Annotated in this window: 24 protein-coding genes; 13 read left to right on the top strand and 11 right to left on the bottom strand. The window is 31.1% G+C overall.

The features are described 5' to 3' along the window. Positions 1-46 precede the first annotated feature (46 nt). Positions 47-3103 carry a vitamin B12-dependent ribonucleotide reductase gene (locus bsdE14_RS02655; RefSeq protein WP_264848395.1) on the top strand — a complete coding sequence of 1019 codons (3057 nt, stop codon included), beginning with the start codon at positions 47-49 and terminating at the stop codon, positions 3101-3103. 207 nt (positions 3104-3310) lie between these two features. Here bsdE14_RS02655 and bsdE14_RS02660 read toward each other — a convergent pair whose 3' ends face one another. Beyond that, positions 3311-3697, bottom strand: a complete 387-nt coding sequence (locus tag bsdE14_RS02660) for a hypothetical protein (protein WP_264848396.1) — start codon at positions 3695-3697, stop codon at positions 3311-3313. 187 nt (positions 3698-3884) lie between these two features. Between bsdE14_RS02660 and bsdE14_RS02665 the strand changes: the two genes are divergently transcribed. Further along, positions 3885-4358 (top strand): Lrp/AsnC ligand binding domain-containing protein, encoded by a 474-nt coding sequence (locus bsdE14_RS02665; protein ID WP_264848397.1) that lies wholly within the window; start codon positions 3885-3887, stop codon positions 4356-4358. A 50-nt stretch (positions 4359-4408) separates the two neighbouring features. Here the strand turns inward: bsdE14_RS02665 and bsdE14_RS02670 are convergent, their stop codons facing one another. Beyond that, positions 4409-4933 (bottom strand): protease complex subunit PrcB family protein, encoded by a 525-nt coding sequence (locus bsdE14_RS02670; protein WP_264848399.1) that lies wholly within the window; start codon positions 4931-4933, stop codon positions 4409-4411. A 298-nt stretch (positions 4934-5231) separates the two neighbouring features. On the opposite strand from bsdE14_RS02670, the gene bsdE14_RS02675 reads away from it, so the two are divergent. From bsdE14_RS02675 to bsdE14_RS02695, 5 genes are all read left to right on the top strand, one after another. Then, complete coding sequence (locus tag bsdE14_RS02675) at positions 5232-6086, top strand: Rossmann-like and DUF2520 domain-containing protein (RefSeq protein ID WP_264848400.1); 855 nt, start codon at positions 5232-5234, stop codon at positions 6084-6086. Positions 6087-6148: 62 nt separating this feature from the next. Then, positions 6149-6976: a 3-methyl-2-oxobutanoate hydroxymethyltransferase gene (gene panB / locus bsdE14_RS02680; protein ID WP_264848401.1), complete on the top strand. Its 828-nt coding sequence runs from the start codon at positions 6149-6151 to the stop codon at positions 6974-6976. A gap of 30 nt (positions 6977-7006) precedes the next feature. Next, positions 7007-7846: a pantoate--beta-alanine ligase gene (gene panC / locus bsdE14_RS02685; protein WP_264848402.1), complete on the top strand. Its 840-nt coding sequence runs from the start codon at positions 7007-7009 to the stop codon at positions 7844-7846. 34 nt (positions 7847-7880) lie between these two features. Then, positions 7881-8264 (top strand): aspartate 1-decarboxylase, encoded by a 384-nt coding sequence (gene panD / locus bsdE14_RS02690; protein WP_264848403.1) that lies wholly within the window; start codon positions 7881-7883, stop codon positions 8262-8264. 72 nt (positions 8265-8336) lie between these two features. Further along, entirely contained in the window at positions 8337-8558 is a 222-nt protein-coding gene (locus bsdE14_RS02695) for a DUF378 domain-containing protein (RefSeq protein WP_264848404.1), read from the top strand. An 82-nt stretch (positions 8559-8640) separates the two neighbouring features. Here the strand turns inward: bsdE14_RS02695 and bsdE14_RS02700 are convergent, their stop codons facing one another. The 3 genes from bsdE14_RS02700 to bsdE14_RS02710 form a co-directional block, all read right to left on the bottom strand. Continuing rightward, on the bottom strand, positions 8641-9159 hold the full coding sequence (locus bsdE14_RS02700; protein ID WP_264848405.1) for a hypothetical protein: 519 nt from the start codon (positions 9157-9159) through the stop codon (positions 8641-8643). An 82-nt stretch (positions 9160-9241) separates the two neighbouring features. After that, on the bottom strand, positions 9242-10990 hold the full coding sequence (locus tag bsdE14_RS02705) for a phosphoenolpyruvate carboxykinase (ATP) (RefSeq protein ID WP_264848406.1): 1749 nt from the start codon (positions 10988-10990) through the stop codon (positions 9242-9244). 354 nt (positions 10991-11344) lie between these two features. Beyond that, entirely contained in the window at positions 11345-12265 is a 921-nt protein-coding gene (locus bsdE14_RS02710; protein ID WP_264848407.1) for a S66 peptidase family protein, read from the bottom strand. Between the two features lie 248 nt (positions 12266-12513). Here bsdE14_RS02710 and bsdE14_RS02715 point away from each other — a divergent pair, with 248 nt between their 5' ends. Both bsdE14_RS02715 and bsdE14_RS02720 read left to right on the top strand, forming a co-directional pair. Beyond that, positions 12514-12972, top strand: a complete 459-nt coding sequence (locus bsdE14_RS02715; RefSeq protein ID WP_264848408.1) for a ferritin-like domain-containing protein — start codon at positions 12514-12516, stop codon at positions 12970-12972. Between the two features lie 187 nt (positions 12973-13159). After that, on the top strand, positions 13160-13348 hold the full coding sequence (locus bsdE14_RS02720) for an H-type small acid-soluble spore protein (RefSeq protein WP_264848409.1): 189 nt from the start codon (positions 13160-13162) through the stop codon (positions 13346-13348). A gap of 73 nt (positions 13349-13421) precedes the next feature. Here the strand turns inward: bsdE14_RS02720 and bsdE14_RS02725 are convergent, their stop codons facing one another. Further along, positions 13422-13712, bottom strand: coding sequence for a hypothetical protein (locus tag bsdE14_RS02725; RefSeq protein WP_264848410.1), 291 nt, complete (start codon positions 13710-13712; stop codon positions 13422-13424). Between the two features lie 165 nt (positions 13713-13877). On the opposite strand from bsdE14_RS02725, the gene bsdE14_RS02730 reads away from it, so the two are divergent. From bsdE14_RS02730 to bsdE14_RS02740, 3 genes are all read left to right on the top strand, one after another. Continuing rightward, positions 13878-14129, top strand: coding sequence for an SHOCT domain-containing protein (locus bsdE14_RS02730; RefSeq protein WP_264848411.1), 252 nt, complete (start codon positions 13878-13880; stop codon positions 14127-14129). 73 nt (positions 14130-14202) lie between these two features. Next, positions 14203-14919, top strand: coding sequence for a response regulator transcription factor (locus bsdE14_RS02735; RefSeq protein WP_264848412.1), 717 nt, complete (start codon positions 14203-14205; stop codon positions 14917-14919). Beyond that, positions 14916-16316 carry a HAMP domain-containing sensor histidine kinase gene (locus tag bsdE14_RS02740; RefSeq protein WP_264848413.1) on the top strand — a complete coding sequence of 467 codons (1401 nt, stop codon included), beginning with the start codon at positions 14916-14918 and terminating at the stop codon, positions 16314-16316. The genes bsdE14_RS02735 and bsdE14_RS02740 overlap by 4 nt, the downstream gene beginning before the upstream one ends. A gap of 127 nt (positions 16317-16443) precedes the next feature. Here the strand turns inward: bsdE14_RS02740 and bsdE14_RS02745 are convergent, their stop codons facing one another. After that, positions 16444-16824 carry a hypothetical protein gene (locus bsdE14_RS02745; protein WP_264848414.1) on the bottom strand — a complete coding sequence of 127 codons (381 nt, stop codon included), beginning with the start codon at positions 16822-16824 and terminating at the stop codon, positions 16444-16446. 242 nt (positions 16825-17066) lie between these two features. On the opposite strand from bsdE14_RS02745, the gene bsdE14_RS02750 reads away from it, so the two are divergent. Then, the gene (locus bsdE14_RS02750) at positions 17067-18899 is read left to right on the top strand and encodes an urease accessory protein UreH domain-containing protein (protein WP_264848415.1); all 1833 of its coding nucleotides are present in this window, start codon (positions 17067-17069) and stop codon (positions 18897-18899) included. Positions 18900-19350: 451 nt separating this feature from the next. On the opposite strand, the gene bsdE14_RS02755 is transcribed toward bsdE14_RS02750, so the two are convergent. The 4 genes from bsdE14_RS02755 to bsdE14_RS02770 form a co-directional block, all read right to left on the bottom strand. Then, positions 19351-19938, bottom strand: a complete 588-nt coding sequence (locus bsdE14_RS02755; protein WP_264848416.1) for a TlpA disulfide reductase family protein — start codon at positions 19936-19938, stop codon at positions 19351-19353. A 76-nt stretch (positions 19939-20014) separates the two neighbouring features. Beyond that, complete coding sequence (locus tag bsdE14_RS02760; RefSeq protein WP_309298132.1) at positions 20015-20719, bottom strand: cytochrome c biogenesis CcdA family protein; 705 nt, start codon at positions 20717-20719, stop codon at positions 20015-20017. A 79-nt stretch (positions 20720-20798) separates the two neighbouring features. Next, complete coding sequence (locus bsdE14_RS02765) at positions 20799-21014, bottom strand: heavy-metal-associated domain-containing protein (protein WP_264848417.1); 216 nt, start codon at positions 21012-21014, stop codon at positions 20799-20801. Positions 21015-21058: 44 nt separating this feature from the next. After that, positions 21059-23512 (bottom strand): heavy metal translocating P-type ATPase, encoded by a 2454-nt coding sequence (locus bsdE14_RS02770; RefSeq protein ID WP_264848419.1) that lies wholly within the window; start codon positions 23510-23512, stop codon positions 21059-21061. Positions 23513-23567: the final 55 nt, after the last annotated feature.

Genomic DNA, 23567 nt, shown 5'->3' on the forward strand with positions numbered 1-23567 from the left:
TCTGAATATAATACTACATATAGTGAAAATTAGTGGGGGTAGGACAATGTCACATAATAATATGAAAAACAGCGACAAATCCATTAAAACTATTATTAAGAGATTTTATACCAATGAACTAGAACTAGATAAGGATAAAACCGTCTATGATTTATTTTCATGGAAAAAGGTTGATGTAGTTCTTAAAGATTATAAAACTGGCAAAGTACTTGTGGATATGAAAGATTTAGAATTTCCTGAGAACTATTCACAAAATGCTTGCAATATAATAGCATCAAAATATTTTAGAAGAGCTGGCGTTCCAAATGAACTTGGTTATGAAAACAGTATGAGAATGGTAGCGCACCGTTTAGTAAGCTTTTGGCGTGATGCTCTAGTTGAAGAAGGAATTATAGAAACTGAGGAAGAAAAGAATATTTTTTATGATGAAATGGTCTATGGCCTATTAAATCAAATGTATGCTCCAAATTCTCCTCAATGGTTTAATACAGGACTTGCTCAAAGTTATGGCATCAAGGGTGCTAAGCAAGGAAACTTCTATTACAATGAAGAGCTTAAAGCTGTAGTAGAATGTGAAGATACATATTCAAGAACACAAGCCTCAGCTTGTTTTATATTATCCATAGAAGATAAATTATTAGGTTCTCATTCTATTTCAGATCAATTTGTAGCAGAAACAAAGTTATTCAAAGGCGGTTCTGGTACAGGTACTAATTTCTCAGTTATTAGAGCTAAGGGTGAAAAACTCTCTGGTGGAGGTGTATCCTCTGGGCTAATGAGTTTTCTAAAAGCACTAGATAGAAATGCAGGTGCAATTAAATCTGGCGGAACTACAAGAAGAGCTGCTAAAATGGTTTGTCTAGATGTAGACCATCCTGAAATAATGGATTTTATAACCTGGAAAGCCAAAGAGGAAAATAAAGTTAGGGCGCTTGGAAAAATGGGTTATGATACAGACATAGATGGAGAAGCTTATGAAACAGTTTCTGGACAAAATAGCAATAATTCTATAAGATTCTCTGATGAGTTTATGACAAAAGTTAAGAACCTTAGTGATAACGAAAATGAGGTTATTAAAATAAAAGGTAGAGTGGACAGTAGACTAGACCGTGAAATAAAGGTAAAAGAAATATGGGATGCATTCAATAATTCTGCTTGGCAATGTGCAGATCCAGCCCCTCAATTTGATGATACTTTTAATGCATGGCATACTTGCCCTGCTGGAGAGGATGGAAATTACAATGCTGTACACAATAGAATAAATTCCACAAACCCATGTGGAGAATATGCCTTTTTAAATGATACCTCCTGTAATCTTGCTTCTATAAATATTTATAAGTTCTATAACCATGATAGAAGAAGCTTTGATATAGATGGCTATGTTCATTTAATAGGATTTATTCAATTGGCACTAGAGGCATCTATTTATTGGGGACAATTCCCTACTGAAGATATTGCCAGAAAAACCTACATGTTTAGAACAACAGGTCTAGGTATTTCTAACATAGCTTCATTATTTATGGTTATGGGTTATCCATATAATTCAGAGGAAAGCAGAAATCTAGCTGCTGCATTAGTTGGAATAATGACTGGCCATTCCTATTATGTATCATCACTAATGGCAAAGAAAATTGGAACCTTTGAAAAATATCCTATAAATAAGGATTATATGATGAGAGTAATCAGAAATCATGCTCGAGTAACAGGAGCACTTAATTCTAAATATGAAGATTTAAATTATACTCCAGTAGAAGTAAACCATGAGCTTTTAGGTGCCAACAAGCTTCAAAAGCTAAGTGACATATTAAAATCAGCTTGGATAAATGCATTAGAGTGCGGCAAGGAATACGGATTCAGAAATGCTCAAGTTTCTGTAATTGCTCCAACAGGTACTATTTCCTTTGCTATGGACTGCGTAGCTACTTCTATTGAGCCTTTCTTCAGCCATATAGTGTATAAAAAATTAGTTGGCGGTGGTTTCATGACTGTAGTTAACCCAGTTATAGAGCAGTCGCTTGAAAACCTTGGCTACAGCAGTGAAGAAATTTCAGATATTCTTGCATATGTGCTTAGGATGGAAACAGTATCTGAAGGTGATTTTTCCTATGAAAAAATATTAGATGGCAAAATTGAAGGTGCACCACATTTAAAAGAAGAGCATCTTCCAATATTTGATACTGCTAATGTTTGCGGAACTGGAAAAAGATATATAAGTGCTATGGGCCATGTTAAAATGGTAGCAGCAATAACTCCGCTAATATCTGGAGCTATATCAAAAACTGTAAATGTTCCAAAAACCGCAACTATTGAGGATTTTAAAAATGTAGTTTTAACCTCCTGGGAGCTTGGAATAAAAGGAATAACTCTTTATAGAGATTCATCCAAAGCGGCTCAACCTTTAAATACAAGCTTAACTGCTGAGGACTCTAATGTAGATTTAGATAGTCTTACTTATGCACAACTTTTAGCTAAGGCTAAAGAACTTCAAGCTGAACATCATTATTCCAAGAGGGATAAGCCACTTGGAATTAGATATGGTACCACACATCCTGCTCAAATTGAGGATGTTAAGATATACACAACAGTAAACAGAAGAGAAAACGGCGAAATATCAGAAATATATATAACTACAGATAGAGAAGGTACAATTATAACTGGATTATTAAATTCATTATCTAAATCAATATCAGTTATGCTTCAGTATCATGTACCGCCAAAGGATATAGCAAGAATGCTTAGAGGTCAAAAGTATGAACCCTATGGTTTTGTTCAAAAGCATCCTTATATAAAGTCTGTAAGCTCAATTTCTGACCTTATTAGCAAGATAATTGATATAGAATTAGGTGATTTTTCAAGATGCCAGGTTAAGCCTGACGATTATATAAGCAGCACCGTTGAAAACAGCCCATTTAATCACCATCCAATAAATAGCTCAGCTGTTGAAGCTGAACCTATTAAAGCTTCAGAAGAAAGCAAGAAAGCAGTTGTAGAAGGAGAAAAACTATATGGTGTCTCCTGTCCTAGCTGTTCAGGAACGAGGATGGTTACAAATGGTACTTGCAAAGTATGCTTAGACTGTGGTTCTACTACTGGATGCAGCTAAAAATATAATTTGCTTGTTTAATATTACGTAAGCTGTCAATAATTTAATTCAGGGACTTCAATAAAAAAGATATAATGTGTTTGGCAACAGACATTATATCTTTTTTACTTTTTCTATTATATTTTATGTGATTTCAAATTTATAAAGCAAAACAAAAGTTTGTATATACTCTAAATATAAAAATAGAGATGCCCGTAAAGAGTATCTCTATTGTTCTTTATTATTTTTAATTCTATTAGGCTTTGCTTTAGGTTTTATAACTACGTCCTTTTTATTCTTATCTTTTTTATAAGGCACTATTTTATAATCAGGCTTGTTATTCTTATTTGCTCGACTGCTAGCACCTATTTTAGTCATATCAAAGAACCATAAAAACAACACTATAAAAACAAATGAAAATGCATAATCTAAAATAGTATTTTTATATGTAGTTCCGAAAATGGTTTGTAAAAATAATACTCCAATTGCAATTCCTAATATAATCCACTTGTTAACCTTAAGCTTTGAAAACACGTAGACTCTTAAAACATTGTAGACAATTAAAGCAACTGCAGCATAGACTATAAAAAATAAAATTGTTCTGCCCCAGTTCATCGTATCCCTCCTCTATAGTTTATTACTATAATATTATGATATATTTTTGGAAATATATCAACACAATAAAAATAACATTAAATTTATTGATAATAATTATTGGAAATATTTCTTTTTCTGTTATAATGATTATATGCAAAATAAAGAATAAGTAATTTTAAACAGCTTAATGTTAACGGGAGTGGGAATGGATATGGAATCAAATACAAGTCTTAAATTAGATGACTTAGATTTTCAAATTTTAAACATATTATTTACTGATTCGCGTACACCTTTTTTAGAAATTGCTAGGCAGTGTGATGTTAGTGGCGGAACGATTCATGTGCGAATGAAAAAGATGGAAGACCTAGGAATAATTAAGGGAACTAAACTTATTGTAGACCCATCAAAGCTCGGTTATGATGTGTGCTGTTTTATTGGTATACATCTAGAAAAGGCATCTTGTTTTAATTCTGTTCTTGATGAGATGAAAAAAATAAATGAGATAGTTGAGCTTCATTATACCACTGGAAGCTATTCAATATTAATGAAAGTACTATGTAAAAATATGAGTCACCTCCAAGATTTAATTATGAACAAAATTCAATGTATAGATGGAGTTCAAAGTACAAATACATTTATTTCTCTTTTAAAGCCTATTGATAGAAATCTACAGTTATAAATTATAATATATATTTGTTCTTAGTATTAAAGACCTCATAATGAGGTCTTTTAATATTCCTGCCATTCTTTCTTCATTTCTTCAAAGCTCTCCCCTTTAGTATTCTTTACAACAAAATTAGGAGTAATTTGTGAAGCTTTTATAATTGTATAAGGATAAGTTATCACTTGAGTTACCATTGCATTGGTCTTTGGTCCATATTCTTCTACTGTAATATTTGTGATGCCTTCTATATCTTCAACTGACTTTACTTTAATACTGTAACCGCCTGTTGATCTTTTTCCTAAAAATATTGCTATATAGTAAGTATTATTTTTTTCTTCATAAAAGTATCCCCTATTTGGCATTAGTAATTTAATAGAGTTTGCCATATTAGCTGGAAGTTCATTTTCTCTTGCCTCACTGAATTCAATTTCATTATTAGTTAATCCCTCAGGAATTTCTTTTTTCTTCTCACTATCTTTTTCTATATTCACTGGTGAAGTATTAACTTTATCACTTACTGGCTTACTCCCGCAGCCAGAAATTATAGCAGTGGACATAATTACTGCAAATAAACTTACTATTTTTTTCATACCCTATCTCCTTAACTTTTATCTTTCATTTTATGCTATATCTTAATTTTAACTAAAAATATGAAATTTATAACCAAATTCCAACAAATTTAACAAAACCATAATTTTTTCTCCTCTACTCTTTTCCAATTAGCTGTGATAAAATAACTTTGGGTAGTATCTTTAGGAACTGCACCGAATTGTTTTTTGAATTTATTTAATCTGCTCATATCACGGGAATGAGACAGCTATATCAGCGCAAGTTTAAGCCTCTGTATAGCAGAGGCTATTTTGTTTATTTTATTAAGGTGGTGAGGCTTTGAACATAGGCTTTATAGGAGCCGGAAAGGTTGGTTTTTCATTAGGCAAATATTTTTCTATTAATAGTATAAACTTATCTGGGTATTACAGTAGAAGTTTTACATCCTCTAAACAAGCTGCAGAGTTTACCGATTCTAAGGCTTATGAAAATATAGAGGAATTCTTAAATGCTACAGATATTATTTTTATAACCACTCCCGATGATATGATATTAACTGTTTGGAACGAAATATATAAATATAAATTGCAAAATAAATTCATATGCCACTGTAGTGGTTCACTTTCTTCAAAAATCTTTTCAAACTTAAACAATTCAGGTGCCTTTGGATATTCTATTCACCCTATATATGCATTTTCAGATAGATATAATTCCTATAAAAATTTAAATGAAGCCTTTTTCTCAATTGAAGGCGATGATAAACATATTGATACTATGAAAAATATCTTTAAAGTACTAAAAAACAAATATTTTGTTATAGCTGCTAATAATAAGCCACTATACCATCTTGCCAGCGTAACAGTGTCTAATTTAGTATTATCTCTAATAGATACTGGTTGTGAAGAATTAGTAAGCTGCGGTATAAATGGTGAAGATGCACTAAAAGCACTACTTCCTCTTATAGAAAACAACATAAAAAACATAAGCAAAAATGGTATAATCAATTCCCTTACTGGTCCAGTTGAAAGAGGGGATCTAAATACTATAAAGCATCACGTGGAAATTATTCCATTTGAATTTAGAAATACCTATAGTGAATTATCTTTTAATCTATTAAAGTTATCTGAAAAAAAGCATCATGATAGGGACTATTCCGCATTAAAACAATACTTTAATGAGATAAAAAATCACTGAATAATTTGTGAATATTAGCACGGTAAGTTACTCCGTGCCATTGGTGAAGAGGAGGAGCTAAATTGAAAAATACTGTTGCAACCTTTAAGCAGTCAAAATTAAAGGGTGAAAAACTATCTATGCTTACTGCATATGACTATTCAATGGCAAGACTTATGGATAGCTCAGAAATAAATGGCATACTAGTTGGAGATTCTCTTGGAATGGTTTGTCTAGGATATAAAGACACACTTAGTGTAACCATGGAAGATATGATACACCATACTAAAGCAGTTTCAAGAGGTGTAAAGAATGCTTTAGTTGTTGGCGATATGCCTTTTATGTCTTATCAAACCTCTACTTATGATGCTGTAAAAAATGCAGGCAGACTTATTCAAGAAGGTACAGCTGAAGCGGTAAAGCTAGAAGGTGGAGCTTCAGTAGAAGAGCAAATCAAAGCTATAGTAAAAGCACAGATTCCTGTAATGGGTCATATAGGTCTTACTCCACAATCTATAAATATATTTGGAGGCTTTAAGGTTCAAGGAAAAGATAGCAGTTCAGCAAGACAGATAATAGATGATGCTAAGAAATTAGAAGAAGCAGGTGCTTTTTCTATAGTACTAGAATGTGTACCAGCTGAACTTGCTAGCCGCATTACCGAATCAGTATCAATTCCAACCATTGGAATCGGTGCAGGTCCAGGTTGTGATGGGCAAATATTAGTGTACCAGGATATGCTTGGGATGTTTTCTGATTTAAAGCCTAAGTTTGTAAAAAATTATGCTAATGTTGGTGAAATAATGATAAATGCCTTTAAAAATTACATTGAAGAAGTTAAGCAAGGTGTATTTCCACAAACAGTACACTCATTTTCAATGTCAGAGGGTGAATTAAATAAATTATATTAAAATTTTACTATTTGAAGGGAGATTACTAAAATGCATATTGTTCATACTATTAAAGAAGTAAGAGCTCAAATTAAGCTTTGGAGAAATGAAGGTTTGTCAGTAGGTTACATACCAACTATGGGATTTCTTCATGAAGGTCATGCCAGTCTTATAAAAAAGGCATCAGAAGAAAATGATAGAGTTGTGGTTAGCATATTTGTAAATCCTATACAATTTGGTCCTAATGAAGATTTTGAAAAATACCCTAGAGACCTTAAAAGAGATTCATATATTTGCAGCAGTAATGGAGCCCATCTAATATTTGCTCCAGAACCCTCCGAAATGTATGTACAAAATAATTCTACATTCGTAGATGTAGAAAACATAACTGAAGGTCTATGTGGAGCAAAAAGGCCAGGTCATTTTAAAGGAGTTTGTACAGTTGTATCCAAATTTTTTAATATTATTTCTCCAGACAGAGCCTACTTTGGTGAAAAAGATGCTCAACAGCTTGCAGTTATTAGAAAAATGGTAATAGACTTAAACTTTAATATAGAAATTGTTGGGTGCCCGATAGTCCGAGAACCTGATGGACTTGCTTTGAGTTCAAGAAACACTTATCTATCAGCTGAAGAAAGAAAGGCAGCTCTTATATTGAATAAAAGTCTTAAATTGGCTAAAGCTTCACTTGAAGCAGGTGAAAAAAATCCATCTGAAATCAAAAGAACAATTATTGATGAACTAAGCAAGGAGCCTTTAGCAAAAATAGACTATGTAGAAGTGGTAGATAGTTTATCCTTAAAACCTATAGACTCTATTAATAATAAGATTCTAGTTGCAATAGCTGTTTATATCGGAAAAACCAGATTAATTGATAATTTTTCGTTCTAATAAAAAAATAATGGAAAACTTTAGGGGGATTCACATGCAATTAAATATGTTAAAATGTAAAATTCACAGAGCTACTATTACTGAAGCAAAATTAAACTATGTTGGAAGTATTACTATAGATACTGCGCTAATGGAAAGCTCAGGACTTTTAGAATATGAAAAGGTTCAGATAGTGGACATAAATAACGGAAATAGATTTGAAACTTATGTTATACCAGGGGAAAAAAATAGTGGCATAATATGCCTTAATGGAGCTGCTGCTAGATGTGTTCAGCCTGGAGATAAGATAATAATAATGGCATACTGCCAAATGGATGAAATTGAAGCAAAATCCTATAAACCTACTGTGGTTTTTGTAGATTCTAATAATAAAATAAAAGAAATAACTTTTTATGAAAAACATGGAGAAATAAAATAGAATTCTACTTATAATTTTCTAAAATCTGAAGATACTATTCTTGAATAAATAAATTAAAAGGAGATGTATTCTATGAGAGCATTAGATACAATTGCACTATTGTTAGTAATAATAGGTGCAGTTAATTGGGGATTAATAGGATTTTTCCGTTTTGACTTAGTTGCTGCTCTGTTCGGAGATATGTCAACATTTTCAAGAATAGTATATGCTCTAGTAGGTATTGCAGGTCTTTATGCTATATCCTTCTTAGGAAGAGATAGATATGGTGATAGAGATGTAGAAGTACACAGATAATATCTTAATCTAAAAGTAATAAGCTGCAGCATATTTGCTGCAGCTTATTATTTTTTATAACTTTATAGGCTTAAACTAGCTATCAAAATCTAATTTTGAATCTTTGTCTTTGATATCTATCCCTTTCATTGTATCTTACAGTTAACCTCATAATATAATTTAGCTGCTCCATTTCACTGGATTTAACTCCATAAAGCAATCCTTTATATTTATCTTTATAATACTGAGAGTAATCAATAATTATTTCCTTTTTAATTAGGAATAGCTCTTTTGTTACTTGATCTCCCCATCTCCATCTAAAAGAATCATGCAAACTCTCTAAATCCTTAGAGGTAGCTGCTAAATTATCTATCATCTGTTTTTTTGTGATTTTGTTATTGTTATAATCTTTAGTATATATATCAGCATTCTTTATTATATCTTGAAAGGATACATTCACTTTTGCTTCATATGCTTTATATCTCTTATAGTTTATCTTATCAACATTAAAGTAGAGAAAAATGATGACTAAGATAATGATCGCTAATAAATAAGCTCCTGCTACAAAAGGTAGGCTTTTGTTATTTTTTCGCCTTCTAACGCGATAGCCATATAAAGACAATTTTATCTCTCCACTTATTGCTATATATATATTTATAAAGCAATAAGTTAAAAATAGAACTTATTTATCATTTTATTATTATTTATTTAAAATTTTTTATTATATTAAACAATTTGATTGCTGCATTTTTAGGGCCTTCCTTTTCCTTGCCTTCTATTCCAAGACAAGTTCTTATTTGTCCAACCTTAACCCCAGTATCAAACATAGCTTTAAAGTAATTTTCAATGAGTATATCAGTTTCTTTAATTTTTTGAACAGGTCCAAAAGGATTTGCAAAATAAGATTTTACAAGACCTTTTTCTGAAGTAGTTCCTTTGGCCATTCTGGCACCATCTTTAAATACCTCTATTGCAGCTTCTGGATTATTAAAATATTCTATTTCTTCCATTCCATCAGTTACTTCTTCATAGTTATTTGCGTACAAGAATAAATCTACAGGATATCCTTTAATTATTTCTTTATAAGTAGCAACCGGCATTACAAGTCTAGCATTTGTTTTGTCAGGATTCATAAAGATACTTCTGTCAATTTCCTTAAAGGCATAGCCCTGATCTAAATCATCAAGCCTAACGAATGCACCTATTTCCGTACCATAACCAAACAGCTTGCTGTTTTCATCTAATTTAACTACTCCCATATCATCAAATACTATGGTCATATCACTTATATAATCTTCACTAAGCCCTCTAAATGCCTCAAGGCTTTCGGATTTTCCTGCACCACTATCCCCCATTATTATTACGTTTGCTGACTTTCCATTTTTCATTACTATATTTACCATGGCACCATGTATTGGTAAGTATCCTCTTTTTATCATTATTAAGTTATGAAGAGTAAGTGTCATTTTCTTCATATAGCCAAAATAATCTATAGCATCTCCATAACTAACGAGCCCCATCATTATATCATTCAAAGTATCATCATAAAATACAGTTCTTATATCAGTATTATTATCTCTTGCTCCAAATACAAATACTATGTCAGGTTTAGTGCCTTTATATTCTTCTACCCTTGCCATTTCAAACAAATTGCACAAGGTTACACCGTGAGCCATAAAATCTCTATGAAAATATATATAAGCAAGTAGCGATCCTACCTTAGCAGGATAGCAAAAGAAGTGATCTTTATTAATTGTACAATCTTTAAGTGGATTTTCATAACATTCATTGAATACTCCTGCCCTGGTATTTTTCTTTGGATAAGATATGAAAGGTGGATCTATCATAATTGATCCTATAAAAGGAATGTCCTTCAATGATTCGTAGCCATTAGGAAGTCTCCATCTATTATCATTAACAATAATTCCTGCATTTCCGCCAGCTGGCAGCTGTCTATAAACAGAAGGCTTATAGCCTAATACATTTTCTTCTATTTTTCTATAAAGGCTTAAAATAAGCATGGAAAATTGGTTATTTGCATCAAGAAAACTTGTACTTTCTAGTCCCTCATTCATCCTAGTACTATGAACTATTGAATATCTCTCAAGCTTTCTCCAAAATGAATACAAATCTTCAATAAAATTAATAAAGTAATCCTTATTGCTTAAAAGATTTTCATATTTTGTACCTATCTTTGAAACTTCCTCTGCATTAACTACAGTTAACAATTTAAATAAATTAGTAATATCTTCTACTATAAGTTTGCTTTCACTATGGAAGCTTTCAACTAGGTATTTATAAACGTTTGTGTTTCTGGCTTTTATTCTATCGTAATATGCACTTAATATTCTTTTAAATCCATCACTGTCTAAGAGTTTTTCATTAGTATCACAATATTTAGCTGTGAAGTTTATCATTACTTTCTCATTGCTTAAAGAAAATTCCTTTTTCATTTTTTTCTCCTTTCACTGGTCACACTGGGTAATTTATTCATGCCATTCCCGTCGGCAGGCTAAACATAAAATATCAATTAGACCTTTTATCTACTGTCACAAGAATTAAATCAAAGATCTTATTTCTTTCACTATTATATATTATCATACTTTTGCAACATTGACATACAAAAGTATTCATTTTTTTGTTGGTATTTTATAACTACACAAAAAAATATTAAGCATTGTCCCTTTTAAACAATGCTTAACACTAATATCATTTCCATTATATTATATATAGAATTGAAATATAACTGCAGTATTTTAAAATTATGCTTGCACAACTTAATACTTTTCAGCATATTATAATGAACTTTATTTTACAACAGGTTCAAGTACATCTACACTGCCTTTTCTATAATTGAGTTCAACTCTAGCTCCTATAGGCAGAGTAAGTTTAGGATAAGAATGACCTGACATAAGATTCAACATTACTGGTTTGTTTAGACTCAATATTCTATTTTCAATAACCTGCCAAAGGGTAAATTCATTTTCTTTTTCACCATTTATATCACAATCCGTAAACTGACCAAGAATTATCCCCTTACACTGCTGAAGTTTTCCAGCTAAAAGTAGTTGAGTCAGCATTCTATCTATTCTATAAGGTTCTTCTCCTACTTCTTCTAAAAATAATATCTTATTTTTTGTATCTATTTCATAAGGAGTTCCTAAATTGCTTGTTATTAGACATAGATTCCCACCAACTAATTCACCCTGAACATTTTCTTTTCCATAGCATTCAAGTATAATTGAAGAAGGATTCATAATACTATATGGCTTAAACCCATCTTTTAATGTATTTAATAAGCTCATAAGTGTATTCTTTTCTTGAAGATCACTGCTTAGAGTAGGCCCATGAAAAGTGATAAGACCGCACCTTTGATTTATAGTATTGAGAAGTACTGTAATATCGCTATAACCAATAATTATTTTGGGATGTTTTTTAATTAAGTCGAAGTCAATAAATGGCAAAATTCTCATGCTGCCATATCCGCCGCGGACGCATAAAATCATATCTATGGAATCATCTATAAACATTCTCATTATATCCTCAGCTCTATCTTTATCTCTTCCTGCAAAATATCCCCATTTGTCATAAACATGCTTGCCTTCAGCTATATTAAAGCCTAGATCTGCTATTATTTTCTTGCCATTGTTAATATTTTCTATACTTTCGATGCTAGCTGGTGATATAAGTCCTATAGTATCTCCATTTTTTAATCTTTTACCTATCATATATTGTCCCCTCTAAAAATTATACTCAATTATTTTTATAAGCAATTTTATTAACTTATGCATATTTTCTATTATATTTTTAGACATACTTAAGCTATAGTCACACCTACATTTTAATTTTCATAGTATATATAGGAGTGCTCTTAATTTACAAGGAGGTTAAAGATTTTAATTACCTTTAACAGGCAACTAGCCGGTGGAACCAGCATAATAAGTTGCCCACAGATCCTAGTGATAAGGAGGAAAAAATGTATTATTCACCAAATATGAATTACTACAATAGAGCTATGAACATGCCAAAGGAGGATAATGTTCTGGAGCTTATAAAAGAGGCTATGAAAGATGAAAGACATGACCGTATTAAATACAAAAACATGATGGATATGGCTAAAAGTGAAAAAGTAAGAAAGCAAATAGAGTTTGCTTATAATGATGAAGGAAAACACTACAAGATGTTCCAGAAAATTTACTTTATGCTCACAGGAAAAACTATTGATATACCGGCTCCAAAGGTAGAAGAATATTCTAAACTAATTGATGCAGTTGAAACTAGTATAAACGGAGAATTAGCAGCTGTGGAGCTCTATAGAAAAATTCAGTCCATGCTGCCAAATATGCAATTAAGAGATATGCTATTTGAAATACTTACCGACGAGCAAGAACATGCAGCTAGATTTATATATATTTATTCAATGCTAAAAGATTAACATATTTTATGCGGGCACTTTAGCCCGTTTTTTCATACATATTATAGGTTTATATTATTAATACTATTTATATAAACAATTTTTTAATAAAGAAAGTTAAAGCCTTAAATGAACTTTAACGGACAATCTACTTATGTAAATTGGAATGAATAGATTGCCAAGTGTTTAAACGAAGGGAGAAATTTATATGATAATTGACAGAGCTCTTGAAATACTTAATTCAAAGGATAACATTAGAGTCCTTTATGAAAATGATCCAATTTGGATAGAATCTGTAGACACTGAAAATAGAAAGGCTACTATATCCATAGTTGGTACAGCACAAACTATGGAAGTTCCAATTTCCAGTCTTACAGACACTGGTTCACCTTCTTAAATTTAAACTAAAAAATTATCTTAAAGGAAATAGCACCTAGTCAAATTGACCAGGTGCTGTTCTTTTATTTAAATTAGTTTGATAATTCTTTATTATTAACATCACTATTTTTATTATCACAGCAATTAGCCTTATGATTTCCCCCAAACATCATTGGCAGCATTGCAAGCATCATTATTGGACATAAAAATGGCACTATCTTAGAAATTGCAGTGCTAGCACTAGGACTAACTCTTGATATGATTGGTAATAGTGCTACCATAACTATTGGAAGTCCGCAGCAAATAATCATGTGCAGCATGTGCTTCATTGGGTTATGCTTATGTTCGTTTTGGTTTTTTTTATTATCTTCATGGCAATTCATACTTTTTCCTCCTATATACTTTTCTTAACTAATAACTTAAATAGATTGTATTTCATTCGTATGAAGATTGTATGAAGAAACTAAAGAATTTTTTATCTCCATAATTCCTCCATAATCTATCTATATAATTATTCATATAATAAATTTTTAAAGGAGGAATCATTAATGTTTTGTGGAGGTTTTGGTAGATACGGTTTTGGCCCTTCAGGTTCAATAGGAGCTGGTTGGATGTTTTTAGCTGCAGGATTTAGACTTTTAATATTTATAGGATTAGTTGTGCTAGCTGTTAAATTATTTAAAAAATATGCTAATACATCTTATAATTCTCTTAGAATACTTGATGAAAAATTCGCTTTAGGTGAAATAAGCGAAGAAGAATACTTAAAAAGAAAAAATATTTTAATCAGCAGAAACTAGGGCTTCACCCTAGTTTTTTTAATATTAATAACCTATAATAAATTTATAACTTTTCTAGTAAGAGGTGATACTGGTGAAAGATAAATTTAAAATACTAGTTGTAGATGATGAACAAAGCATAGTTGATGTAGTTAAAGCTTATTTAGAAAAAGATGACTTTGAAGTAATTACCGCTCTGGATGGAGAAACAGCGCTAAATATAATTAATAGTGAAACCATTCATTTAATGATACTAGACTTGATGCTTCCTAAACTATCTGGAGAAGAAGTATGCAGGAGAGTAAGAGCCACTTCTAATTTGCCTATTATAATGCTTACTGCAAAGGCTGATGAAGATGAGAGAATTGAAGGTATATCAATTGGAGCTGATGATTATTTGACTAAGCCCTTTAGCGTACGTGAACTTGTAGTTAGAGTAAGAGCTCTACTAAGAAGAACCTACAGAGATATTACACCTATGGCTGATATTTTAGTATATAACAACGGTGATTTAGAAATAGACATAAAAAAAGTTACTGTAAAAAAACAAGATAAAATTGTAAATTTAACAACTAATGAATTTAAGGTGCTTACAGTGTTACTTACAAACCCTGGTCAAGTATTTTCTAGAGAACAATTAGTAGAAAAGGCTTTTGGAATGGATTATGAAGGCTTTGACAGAACTGTAGACACATATATTAAAAACATACGCCAAAAAATAGAAGATAATCCTAAAGAACCAAGGTACATAATAACTGTATATGGCATGGGTTATAAATTTATTTCAAATTTCGCTGAGGTAGAAATATGAAAATATCATTAATGAAAAAGTTATCTCTAGGTTTTCTTATTGTAGTATTAGCTTCTATTATAATAGCAAGCATTATTTCAAATTATACAATTCAAAGAAAATTTAATAACTACTTAGTTGATGAACATAAGACAAAGGTAGATAATGTAGTAAAAATTATTAATAATTTATACAGTAAATCAAGTAATCTTTCAATAGTAGACACTGATGAAATACAAAGAAACGCTGAACTGCAGGAATTATATATTGAAATTAAGGACATAAATAATAACACCATATATTCATCTGGTAATTCATATTTAAAGCATAACACAATGATGGATAATATGATGGGATCTATGATGGGCAACTTTTCAAGAATGAATATAGGCGAGTATTCCGAAGAAAAATATCCTTTATTATCTAACAATAAAAGTATAGGTACCATAACAGTAGGCTATTACGGAACATCGTATTTATCGTCAGCATCTGTAGCCTTTATAAGCACCTTGAATCATTCCTTTATGTTATCAGCTATAGCAGCTTTAATATTGGGTTTATTTATAAGTATGGTTTTCTCAAAACAACTTTCTAAGCCTCTTGTAAATATAACTGAAACGGCAAATAAAATGAGAGATGGAAACCTAGAAGTTAGAGCAAGTACCGATACAAATACTAAGGAAGTAGCTGAACTATCTCATTCTATAAATTATTTGGCTGAAACCCTTAAAAATCAAGAAATGCTCAGAAAAAGGTTAACCTCTGATATGGCCCATGAATTAAGAACTCCATTAACTACTTTAAAAACACATGTAGAGGCATTTATTGATGGAGTTTGGGAACCTACACCTGAAAAACTAGAAATTTTTTATGATGAAATAGAAAGAATTACCAAAATGGTAGATAATCTTCGTGACCTCTCAAAATTAGAACAAACTAATTTAAATCTGAATAAAAGTAATTTTGATATTTCTAGCGAACTAAAAAAAATTATTAATACCTTCAAACCATTATACTTAGAAAAAAATTATGAATTAAATTGCAGTATAGTTCCAGAACTAAAAGTAATGATGGATAAAGATAAATTCGTACAAATTATAAACAATCTACTTTCAAATTCTTATAAATATTTAAAGCCTAACGGAAAGGTTAACGTAATATTAAAAAAGGAAAACCAAAATATAATTATTCAAGTAATTGATAACGGTATAGGTATACCAGAAAAAGACTTACCATATATCTTTGAACGTTTTTATAGAACTGATTTATCTCGCAATAAAAATACAGGTGGTTCAGGTATAGGCCTTACTATAACTAAAGCTTTTGTTGATGCTCATGGTGGAAAAATAACTGTTAAAAGCAGCATAAATATAGGAACTACATTTACTATTGAATTTCCAAATATAATAACTTTTTAAAATTTAAGGAGTGTAGACAGACTAAAATCTATCTACACTCCTTTTAAAGCATTTCTTCCTTAAATAATAAAAGCATATAGTTCTGCTTTGTACAAAACTATATGCTTTCCTTGCAAGCAATAAAAATTTATCGTACCATAATGGAGTTGTGTATATTAACCATTTCTTGTCTGTTCAAAGAGCCCATCATCTTAGCCATACTGTCATATCCATTGCTCTTCATTATATTTATCATTTTATTATACTGTTCATCAGTAATATTATTCATAAAGTTGCTCATAGCTTTATAATCTCTATTTTCCATAGCTTTAGCGCCTTCTTCGAAGCCATTTTCTTTCATTAGATCTATCATTTTATTGTAAACATCATTATTATTTATGTTATTTTGATACATCATTCCTCTTCCAAACCCAACGTTGTTAATATTATTACCCTTTGCATATGCAACTGTCATTACTCCTACAGCTAATATAGCTGTTATCATTATTACTAATATTTTTTTCTTCATAATATCTCTCCTTCTATATTTGATTTGCTTTCTATGTTTACATTCTACATTGAGATTATGGAGGAATTATGAAGTTTTAAGAAGCTTTTATTGTTTTACTTATTTTTGCATTTGTAATATTCAATTCAGTTGTTTATTTCATTTACGTAATATTTTATTTTCTTTACTTACCTCAATCTTCATAAAATCAACATATCTATTTTATATAATTTTTTCTATAAGTAGATATAGGGAGGAAATTTATGAGTATTAAGAATGAAAAAATTAAAGTATATGAAATGACCTGTACCTCTTGCGAAAATAGAGTTGAAAAAGCCGTAAAAAAGTTAGAAGGCGTATTCAATGCCAAAGCAAGTTATAGTGAACAATTTGTTGAAGTTGAATATGATAACGAATTATGCAGCACAAGCAAAATTAAAGCCGCAATAAATAATGCTGGCTATAGTACCCAGAGTTCAAATGATTATAAATTCATGGGAATCCTTATAATAGTTGCTGCAATAATACTCCTAGGTTTAAAAACTAGCGGCTTTGACATGGAAGCAAAGCTTACTAATGCTTCCTATGCAGTTCTTTTTGTAGTAGGAGTTCTTACATCAATACACTGCGTAGGCATGTGCGGGGGAATTATGCTTTCTCAAAGCTTATCAAAAGAAAGTAATAATAAGCTTGAAGCTATTAAACCATCGCTTTTATATAACTTAGGTAGAGTTATATCCTATACTATTTTAGGCGGTATAGTTGGTGCTCTTGGTTCAGTATTTTCCCTTTCAATAACTGCTAAAGCCATAATGCAAATACTTGCTGGAGCCTTTATGATTATAATGGGCTTTAACATGGCTGGCTTTAGTGCCTTTAGAAAGTTCAGTATAAAGCTGCCTCATTCTGTATGTAGAGTAAAAAATAAATCTGGTTCTCCTTTAATTGTGGGACTTTTAAATGGACTTATGCCATGCGGTCCTCTTCAAACAATGCAGCTTTTTGCTCTTGGAACAGGAAGTGCAGCTAAAGGTGCTTTATCAATGTTTGTTTTTTCTATAGGAACAGTACCTCTTATGCTTACCTTTGGTGCTTTATCAGGCCTTTTAAGCAAAGGCTACACTAAAAAGATACTAAAATTTAGCGGAGTACTTATCATTGTACTAGGATTAATTATGGGAAATAGAGGCTTTGCCTTAGCTGGTGTAAATGTTAATCCACTATCAGCTCTATCTAAAGGTTCAAGCTCCGTATTAGGTGGAGGTACTAGTGCAAATGTTGCTAAAGCTACCATTAAGGATGGAGTTCAAATTATAAACATGACCGCTGACAATAATGGATATACCCCTAATGCTTTTTATGTTCAAAAGGGAATCCCCGTAAAGTGGGTAATCGACGGAAAACAAATTAACTCCTGCAATAATGCAGTTGTTGCTCAATCCTTAAATATACAAAAAAAATTAAAAAGCGGTGAAAATATTATAGAATTTACTCCTGGAGATAAAGATATTAATTTTAGCTGCTGGATGGGTATGATACGTGGTGTAATAAAGGTTGTTGATAAACTAGATACCGTAGATACATCAAAATCTGATCCATCTTTACCACCAGCTAGTACAGGTCCAAGCTGTTGTGCAGGTCCTGTAGCAGATGGGTCAAGCTCTGGTTCCGGTTCTGGCACTACTAGTCAATCAAGTATTTATGGCAACGATATATCAAAAGTTCCTACAGGTACTTTAGTAAACATAGCTCTAAAACTTGGCAATAATTACAATGCCAAATTCAAAGGGACTGGCTATGAGCTACAGCCATTAATCGTTGTAACAGGAAATAGTACTAAGACAAAGCTTACATTCGATTTAAGTGCTTTTGATAATGCTGAAGGAAAATATTCAATTGTAGATGCCACAACAGGAGAAGAGTTGTCCTCCTTTAATGGAAAAAAAGGTATAAATGAAGTTGAATTTAGTCCTAAAAAAGTTGGTGGATATGCTATTGTTAAAGATAATGGAGCTCTAGGTATAATTGAGGTAGTTGATAATTTGAAAAATGCTGATATAGAAAAAATCAGAAATAAATATCTCAATCAGCAATAACTTAATAAAATATTTAAAAAAAGAGAAGTGCTTATAAGCCTTCTCTTTTTTTACTTAACATTCTGTTTTATTTTTATATTAATACATACAGAAATTATAAATTGTAATCTTTCATAAAATCTACATAACTTTATTGTATACTGATTATAGCCAACAGATAATAATACACATAATTCATAATTCACATAATTCATAATTCACAATTCACAAAATGACATTTAATTTAAGTTAGTTCTTAAATAATATTAAGTGAGGTGATAGCATTATCTAAATAATCTATAAGGTTTAATTTATTAATGCCTATTACATCTTTAACAAGGTTAATGTATATACTCTTAATCAATTGTTACGTTACAAAATAATGGTCTATCTCAAAGATAATTTGAGATAGACCATTATTTTAATTATAACGTATAAGTAGATTTTAATTTAACTTTATCTAGAAAATTGATTATTTATTTAATAAACTTACATTGTCTCTCATTTCTTCAATGGACATTGCTCCAACTTTTTTATAAACTATATTACCTTCTTTATCTATAAAAAAAGAAGTTGGTATGGAAACAATATTGTATTTTATAGCAACAGCCTGGTCAGAATCTAATAAAATGTTAAAATTATACTTATTTTTATCAATAAAAGATTTTACAGTTTGTGTATCTTCTCCTAAATTTATACCTAAAATAACTAGGTCAGAATCTTTATTTTCCTGATATAATTTTTCTATGTCAGGCATTTCAGCTCTACAAGGAGGACACCATGTTGCCCAAAAGTTTAACAACACTTTTTTACCTTTAAAATCGCTTAGCGAAACATTTTTACCGTTCAGATCCTTTAATTTAAAATCAATGGCTTTTTCTTTGGTTATGGTTTCTTGGTTTTTTTTATTTATGCTATTTTTTGAATCTTTAACAGATAAAATGCTATTACTAACCGAAGTATTGGAGCCAGTTGTTTTATTCTTATTATAACTTATTACAGTATAAACGCTTATACCGAATAATATAATAATTGCTAAAGTGAAAGCATATTTTTTCATAATATTCTCCTCATTTTAAAGCATTCTTATATTTTGAAACTATTAGCTTTTATTATAAATATAAATAATACTATTATTAAAAATTGAAAAAGTATAGATACGTACTTAATATGTTAACTGTATTTGTAAATACCATAATTCCCATAATTATAAGTAATAAACCACTAATAGCTGAAATAACAGGAGTATATTTTATTATTTTAGTTTTATATATCATAAACCTATCTATTGCCATTGCCGTAAGCATAAAAGGTACTGCTAATCCTAGTGAATAAATACATAAAAGTAATATACCTTTATAGATAGTATCTAAACTGCTGGAATAAATCAATATTGAAGATAATATAGGACCAACACATGGAGTCCATCCTGCTGCAAAAGACATTCCCATAATTATCGAACTAATTTTTTTATTAAAGAAGTTAAAATGCAAAAATTTTTTTTCATAATAAAATAATTTTATTTTCATTATACCTGTGATATGGAATCCAAAAATAACCATTAGGGCTCCACCTATTTTTCTAAAAAAACTTTGATTTTTAATTAATACTTTGGTTAAAGTAGTAGCAGATGCCCCCATAATAATAAAAACAATGGAAAAGCCTAAGACAAATCCTAAAGCTTTATAAAAAGTATACAATTTTGATTCAGCAACTTTATTATCATTTATAGCAGCTCCAGTGAGGTAGCTTATATAAGCTGGTACTAGTGGCAGTACACATGGAGATAAAAAAGAAAGTAGGCCAGCTGAAAAGGCTAAGATTAATGAAATATCACTCAGTTAAACCACCTCCATTATATAGCTAGTGTAAACATTAAAGAGCCTTGATAAAATTTATTCAAGGCTCTTTTAATTAATATTATAGTGTTTCTATTCCTACAACTTCATAACCTGCATCATCTATAGCTGCCTTTATTTTTTCATCATCCACTTCATGAGCAAGCTCAACAATCGCATTCTTTCCTGCTAGGTCAACATTTACAGATTTTACTCCGCATATTTCCTTTAAAGCCTCAGTAACATGATTAACACAATGTCCACAGCTCATTCCTTCAATTAATATTTTCTTTTCCATTATTAATTCCTCCTATATGAAATTATATATAAATATTTATATATTTACTTAATTGGTTTAAATCCTTTAAGTCTTAATGCATTTAATAGAACTGAAACTGAACTAAAACTCATTGCCGTTGCTGCAATTATTGGATTTAGAAGCGGTCCACCAAATATATAAAGAACTCCCATTGCTACTGGTATTCCTAGTGTATTGTAGCCAAAGGCCCAAAATAGATTCTCTTTAATATTTTTTATAGTTTTTTTACTTAATTGGATGGCTGTTGGTACATCCATTAGGTCACTTCTCATAAGAACAATATCTGCAGATTCCATAGCCACATCTGTACCTGATCCTATAGCTATACCAATATCAGCTTGTGCTAGTGCTGGAGCATCATTTATGCCATCCCCAACCATTGCAACCTTCTTACCTTCAGCCTGAAGCTTTTTAACTTCATTAGCTTTATCCTGTGGAAGAACCTCAGCTAATATTCTATCTATACCAACCTGCTTTGCAATTGCTTCAGCAGTTCTCTTATTATCCCCAGTAATCATAGCAACTTCTATACCCATCTTATGGAGCTGTTCGATTGCTTTCTTGCTGTTTTCTTTAACAGTATCTGCAACAGCTACAATACCTGCCATCTTATTGTCTACAGCAATGTACATTGGTGTCTTACCTTCACCAGCTAGCCTATTTGAGGTTTCTTCAAGGTTCTCTAAAGATATATTGCTTTCTGTCATAAGCTTTCTATTTCCCGCTAAAATATCTTTGCCATCTATTTTAACTTCAATTCCATGACCAGGTATTGCCTTAAAGAAATCTATGTTCTTAAATTCTAATCCTTTTTCTTCTGCTCCTTTTACAATAGCTTCTCCAAGCGGATGCTCAGAACCCTTTTCTGCTGAAGCAGCTATTTGTAATAGTTCATCTTCTGACATTCCATTAAGAACAACTATATCAGTAACCTTTGGCTTACCTTCTGTAATTGTACCTGTTTTATCAAACACAATTGTTTTTATCTTATGTGCAGTTTCTAGTGCAACTCCACTTTTTATAAGTACTCCATATTCTGCTCCCTTTCCAGTACCAACCATAATAGCTGTAGGTGTAGCTAACCCTAGAGCACAAGGACAAGCAATTACAAGTACTGATATGAATATTGTAAGAGCAAATACTCCAGTTTCACCTGACATATACCACGCTGCGCCTGAAAGAACAGCAATTGAAATTACTACTGGTACAAAGTATCCTGAAATAATATCAGCAAGCTTCGCTATAGGAGCTTTGGAACCTTGAGCATCCTCCACAAGTTTTATAATCTGTGCTAAAGCTGTGTCTTTACCAACCTTAGTAGCTTTATACTTTATTGTGCCGTTTTTATTTATACTTGCACCAATTATCTTATCTCCCACATTCTTTTCAACTGGTATGCTTTCTCCTGTAAGCATGGATTCATCTACTGAAGTCATACCGTAAGTTACTTCTCCATCTACAGGCATCTTTTCTCCTGGTTTAACTATAATAATATCTCCAACTTCAACTTCATCTATAGATATTTCTAATTCTTTTTCATCTCTTATAATTGTAGCTGTCTTCGGCGCTAGTCCCATGAGCTTTTTAATAGCTTCAGAAGTTTTGCCTTTAGTAACTGACTCTAAATATTTTCCTAGTGTTATAAGTGTAATAATAACTCCTGCAGATTCAAAATATAAATCATAGGCATAATCCACATTGCCGCTAAAAATCTGTACTATAGCAAATATTCCATATAAAAAGGCTGCGGAAGTACCCATTGCAATAAGCGAATCCATGTTAGGACTTCTTCTTATTAATGACTTAAACCCAACTCTGAAAAATCTATTGCCTGCAATCATAACTGGTATAACTAAAACTAACTGAACAATTGCAAAGGTTCTAGGATTTATCATAGGATCAATGATACTAGGAAGACTAAACCCTAACTTTTCCCCTACCATATGCCCCATTGAAATTGTAAGTAAAGGAACTGTGAAGATTAAAGAGATAATAAACTTCTTCCATAATAATTTTATTTCTTTTTCTTTCTTCTCCCTATCTTCATCAACAGTAACTTCATCCTCTAGAGCTTTATACCCAGCCTTTTCTATAGCTTTTTTAATATCTGATATTCTTACTTTTGAAGGTTCATAACTTATACTTAATTTTTCTGTTGCAAAATTAACATTTGATTCAACAACACCATCTAGTTTTTTTGTTACTCTCTCAATTGTTTTTGCACAAGCTGCACAAGTCATTCCATCTATCTTAAAAGTTTTGCTGCTTGACTCTATAATTGCTTTGTAACCTGCTTTTTCAACAGCAGCCTGAATATCTGGAATAGATACTTTGGTTTCATCAAAATTTATATTTAATTTTTCAGTAGCAAAGTTTACACTTGCTTCATTAACTCCTTGAAGCTTTTTGGATGCTCTCTCTACAGCTTTTGCACAAGCTGCACAAGTCATGCCTTCTATTTTAAGACTCTTTTCCAATAATGACACCTCATTTCATTACTTCATATTCGTATTATTTGTTATATTTAAATCA

The sequence above is a fragment of the Clostridium omnivorum genome (assembly GCF_026012015.1).
Taxonomy (GTDB): Bacteria; Bacillota; Clostridia; order Clostridiales; family Clostridiaceae; genus Clostridium_AX; species Clostridium_AX omnivorum.

Bases quoted from the DNA above. Each gene is read 5' to 3' on its own strand.
- bsdE14_RS02750 (WP_264848415.1), top strand. From the start codon at position 17,067: ATGAGTATTAAGAATGAAAAAATTAAAGTATATGAAATGACCTGTACC.
- bsdE14_RS02745 (WP_264848414.1), bottom strand. From the start codon at position 16,824: ATGAAGAAAAAAATATTAGTAATAATGATAACAGCTATATTAGCTGTA.
- bsdE14_RS02665 (WP_264848397.1), top strand. From the start codon at position 3,885: ATGGATATGGAATCAAATACAAGTCTTAAATTAGATGACTTAGATTTT.
- bsdE14_RS02695 (WP_264848404.1), top strand. From the start codon at position 8,337: ATGAGAGCATTAGATACAATTGCACTATTGTTAGTAATAATAGGTGCA.
- bsdE14_RS02715 (WP_264848408.1), top strand. From the start codon at position 12,514: ATGTATTATTCACCAAATATGAATTACTACAATAGAGCTATGAACATG.
- bsdE14_RS02725 (WP_264848410.1), bottom strand. From the start codon at position 13,712: ATGAATTGCCATGAAGATAATAAAAAAAACCAAAACGAACATAAGCAT.
- bsdE14_RS02720 (WP_264848409.1), top strand. From the start codon at position 13,160: ATGATAATTGACAGAGCTCTTGAAATACTTAATTCAAAGGATAACATT.
- bsdE14_RS02730 (WP_264848411.1), top strand. From the start codon at position 13,878: ATGTTTTGTGGAGGTTTTGGTAGATACGGTTTTGGCCCTTCAGGTTCA.
- bsdE14_RS02655 (WP_264848395.1), top strand. From the start codon at position 47: ATGTCACATAATAATATGAAAAACAGCGACAAATCCATTAAAACTATT.
- panD (WP_264848403.1), top strand. From the start codon at position 7,881: ATGCAATTAAATATGTTAAAATGTAAAATTCACAGAGCTACTATTACT.
- bsdE14_RS02740 (WP_264848413.1), top strand. From the start codon at position 14,916: ATGAAAATATCATTAATGAAAAAGTTATCTCTAGGTTTTCTTATTGTA.
- bsdE14_RS02765 (WP_264848417.1), bottom strand. From the start codon at position 21,014: ATGGAAAAGAAAATATTAATTGAAGGAATGAGCTGTGGACATTGTGTT.
- bsdE14_RS02705 (WP_264848406.1), bottom strand. From the start codon at position 10,990: ATGAAAAAGGAATTTTCTTTAAGCAATGAGAAAGTAATGATAAACTTC.
- bsdE14_RS02670 (WP_264848399.1), bottom strand. From the start codon at position 4,933: ATGAAAAAAATAGTAAGTTTATTTGCAGTAATTATGTCCACTGCTATA.
- bsdE14_RS02710 (WP_264848407.1), bottom strand. From the start codon at position 12,265: ATGATAGGTAAAAGATTAAAAAATGGAGATACTATAGGACTTATATCA.
- bsdE14_RS02755 (WP_264848416.1), bottom strand. From the start codon at position 19,938: ATGAAAAAATATGCTTTCACTTTAGCAATTATTATATTATTCGGTATA.
- bsdE14_RS02660 (WP_264848396.1), bottom strand. From the start codon at position 3,697: ATGAACTGGGGCAGAACAATTTTATTTTTTATAGTCTATGCTGCAGTT.
- panC (WP_264848402.1), top strand. From the start codon at position 7,007: ATGCATATTGTTCATACTATTAAAGAAGTAAGAGCTCAAATTAAGCTT.